The sequence below is a fragment of the Okeania sp. SIO3B5 genome (genome assembly GCF_010692555.1).
In the GTDB taxonomy this organism is placed as follows: domain Bacteria; phylum Cyanobacteriota; class Cyanobacteriia; order Cyanobacteriales; family Microcoleaceae; genus Okeania.
This window is the reverse complement of the sequence record NZ_JAAHHG010000749.1, coordinates 1-3,532: the sequence shown is the minus strand read 5'-3', so window position 1 is coordinate 3,532 and position 3,532 is coordinate 1. Positions and strand designations below refer to the sequence as shown.

Annotated in this window: 3 protein-coding genes; all 3 read right to left on the bottom strand. The window is 42.0% G+C overall.

Features of this window, described 5'->3' with window-relative positions; genetic code table 11:
- Nucleotides 1-616 precede the first annotated feature (616 nt).
- A complete protein-coding gene (locus F6K54_RS41895; protein ID WP_293090403.1) occupies nt 617-847 on the bottom strand; it encodes a hypothetical protein in 231 nt (76 codons plus the stop codon).
- Between the two features lie 84 nt (nt 848-931).
- Entirely contained in the window at nt 932-1,159 is a 228-nt protein-coding gene (locus F6K54_RS41890) for a hypothetical protein (protein WP_293090402.1), read from the bottom strand.
- Nucleotides 1,156-2,961: a S8 family peptidase gene (locus F6K54_RS41885; RefSeq protein WP_293090401.1), complete on the bottom strand. Its 1,806-nt coding sequence runs from the start codon at nt 2,959-2,961 to the stop codon at nt 1,156-1,158. Before F6K54_RS41885 ends, F6K54_RS41890 begins: the two co-directional genes overlap by 4 nt.
- Between the last annotated feature and the right edge of the window lie 571 nt (nt 2,962-3,532).

The following is a 3,532-nucleotide window of genomic DNA, read 5'->3' as shown; positions in this document are numbered from 1 at the left end:
TAGAATGGTTAAGTTAGGAGGAGTCAGGAGTCAGGAGTCAGGAGTCAGGAGGAGAAAGAATTACAAAGATGAGCATAGTTATGACGATTGAATAATTTTTTTATGTCCAATTAAACGGATTTGATATGATACTATGTCCGGATAATAGTGCGATAGAACTCCGTGACCTTTACGCGACCAAAAAACTTTCTCCTTCTACTCGGGGTTTTTTCTGTCTTTCTTCCCTCCTGACTCCTGACTCCTGACTCCTGACTCCTAAAGAATTAAGACTAATATCATACACTAATTTACCAACGCCTAAATTTTTTTATCTTCAATCGCCCATTGATTAAAGTCATCAAAACTCCGAGTTAAAAATGCGACTTTCCTCATAATTTCCCTGGATCTACATAGGGTCTGCTGAAAAAATTGGTTGGTGGGGGTAGGACACGGGGACGCGGAGACGCGGAGACACGGAGATGGGAGGAACAGGCAACGGTTTCGACCATTTCATATGAATAAATTTTCTTGCATTTCAGCAGAAAAAGTCAGTAAATTGATGCCAATAAGAGCGAATAACCAGGAGATAAACTGAATAGAAAAAGCTCAATTACTTTAGCCATCATGACTTTTAGCTTTATTCAGCAAACCCTACATAAATATAATTGTCAGAATTTTTTAGTAATTCTACAGCTTCTTTGAGATGCTGACGGTTTGCTTCTGTTGAAAGAAGATAGTCTGTTTCATCAGTTTCAGCAGATTCTTTAATTAATAAAATCGCTTCGACAACGGTTCCTTCTGGTAAGTCGAGGGGAGGTAAATCAAGTTGACCGTTTTTGATAGTTGTTTGATATTTTAGTCTATTCATAGAATTGTGCCATTCTTGAGACTTTTTACAGCGGTTTTCATTTCAGTAGACCACAAGGGGCGAATGGCCATTCGCCCCTACTTGCTATTCCAATATCTCGAAAGATTGAACTTCCAATACTGGACCAATCATTGCGATCGTCATCACATCATCTCGCACCACACCTGTAATGCTTACCTTTTGCTCAGACTTACATAACTCAGTCGGAGCATCCTTCAACTCATAAGTCTCACCACCCTCAGTTACTAACGCCCAAGTGCCAGTACCAAATCCTTTTTTTTCCACAGTACCAGTTACCGTAATACTACTCATGCTAATTTTTCCTCCGTTTTAATTGCCAAACGTGCTAAACCTAAGCATAAAAAGGCATTCACAACTAGGAAAATTTGAGCGGCAAAACCAGAACCTAATCCCCAAACTGCGGGATCTACAACTGCATTTACAGCCAAACAGCTAGTAACACCAATAGTTGTGCCGATCGCTAACCACTTCCATTGCTGATTTCCTAATAACAACACAATTAACAATGCTGGAATCAACACACTAGCAAAAATGGGATTCAAAATGCCACTACCTTGAATAGCTCCACCAACTTCAGGTAGGGAACTACCCATCACGCGCATCGGCCATTGTGGTAAGTCGAAGATATAGAAACCACGGAGGAAAAATAACCCACTGCTACCAGCAACTAATCCGGTATGGAGAGGGAAACTCCAACTGAAAGGGAAATAATTCCGCAGAAACCAAGCTAATATATAAGACCCCAAGACCATTGCCACCTTCGGTAACAGTGCCACAGCACCACCATCAAGCCAGAAACCAGGACTGAGATACCCATTATCATGCAACCACCGGAAGAAGTCGCGGAAAGTAATTTGACCTTTTATTGCCAACTTGACTGCCGCTGATGCATCCAACTGACCAGCACCAAAATGATTTAGTGGGTCTTCTTTGATAACTCTGGCAGATTTTTTGAGAATGTTGGCAATTTCCTCTGGATCTTCAATACCACTAGATTTGATTAATGCTGCCACACCCGCAACGTGGGGAGATGCCATACTGGTACCTTGGAAAGAAGCAAATACACTCTTACCATTTTCTGGGTTAATAGTTTCTTGCAAAATACCACCAGTTTCATTTTTGCCAGAAGTTGAGCCACCAGGAGCAGAAATATCAACTCCTGCACCAAAGTTAGAATAGGGGGCTTTTTCTCCTGTTGGATCAGTGGCAGAGACACCGATAACATGGGGATAGCGAGCTGGATAACTTGCTGAATTTTGCCCAGAGTTGCCCGCAGCAGCAATAATGACTACGCCTTTACTATGAGCATAGTTGATAGCTTCTTTCATTATTTGGCTTTCACCGCCACCACCGAGACTCATGTTGATGATGTCTGCACCATTGTCAGCAGCAAATTTGATAGATTCAGCAATATCGGAAACTGTACCGCCACCACTAGCTGATAATACTTTTAAAGGCATAATGCTGGCTTCGTAGGCGATACCTGCTACGCCATATTCGTTATTGGTGGATTGAGCAATGGTCCCTGCAACGTGGCTGCCGTGACCATTATCGTCGGTGGCTAAAGTCCGGTCGTTGACAAAATCGTAGCCAGCAACGAATGTAGTTTTTTGCAGGTCAGGAACTCTGGTGACACCTGTATCAATTACCGCTACAGTTACGCCGTCGCCTTTGGTTTCATTCCATGCTTCCTCTACGTTGATGCTGCGGAGGTTCCATTGTTTCCCGTACATGGGGTCGTTGGGAACGCCTTTCCCGCCTTCCAAGATGATGGCATTGGCATTATAAACATAGTTTGGTTCTATGTATTCAGTATATTTGTTGAGAGAGCTTTTCAGTTCTTTGAGAAGTTGGCGATCGCCCTTGACAATATACACATTATCTGATAGTGAAAATTCACTATTCAGACGAGGAGTGACTTGGTATTCATCGGAGATTGTCTTAATTTCATCGACAATTTTAGTAACTCCGATATCTTCACGGAAGTCTAATACAATTGAGTCATAGACTCCTTTATTGGCCAAACCAGAGAAGTTAGATAAGGCCCAACCAAGCCCAATTAAGAATAAGCAGACAAACAGAAATTTTTTCATTGTTTAAGATATCCACTAGATTGAAGGCTTTTTTACTACTTTAGCTTAAATAGTTTTGTGGAATGGGCATCTTGCCCGTTCTGGATATTTTGTGGAATGGGCATCCTGCCCGTTACAGATATTTTGTGGAATGGGCATCTTGCCCGTTCCTGATATTTTGTGGAATGGGCATCTTGCCCGTTACAGATATTTTGTGCAATGGGCATCTTGCCCGTTCCTAATATTTTCGGGGCAGGCAGGATGTGGGGGCAGGCAGGCAGGCAGGATGCTTGCCCCACAGATGATCTATGATTTAATATTTTGCGTAAGTCTTTGTTATATGATATAGCAAGGAACAAGTTGGTTAGGACTTATATTGATGATGAACCGTAAGACAGATAAATACTTTTTCCACTGTTCCCTGTTCCCTATTCCCTATTCCCTGCTATATTTGCTCGCTGTTTAATTAGAAAATCTAAAGGCTAAAATGGAAAGAGGTTTGTTATGGCTGCCCCTATTGGGTGTGTTTATCTGGTTAGCTTGGGCAGGTTGGAATGAGTATCAAAAGTTGGAAGCTTACCGCTCTTGTGCA

Bases quoted from the DNA above. Each gene is read 5' to 3' on its own strand.
- F6K54_RS41895 (WP_293090403.1), bottom strand. From the start codon at position 847: ATGAATAGACTAAAATATCAAACAACTATCAAAAACGGTCAACTTGAT.
- F6K54_RS41890 (WP_293090402.1), bottom strand. From the start codon at position 1,159: ATGAGTAGTATTACGGTAACTGGTACTGTGGAAAAAAAAGGATTTGGT.
- F6K54_RS41885 (WP_293090401.1), bottom strand. From the start codon at position 2,961: ATGAAAAAATTTCTGTTTGTCTGCTTATTCTTAATTGGGCTTGGTTGG.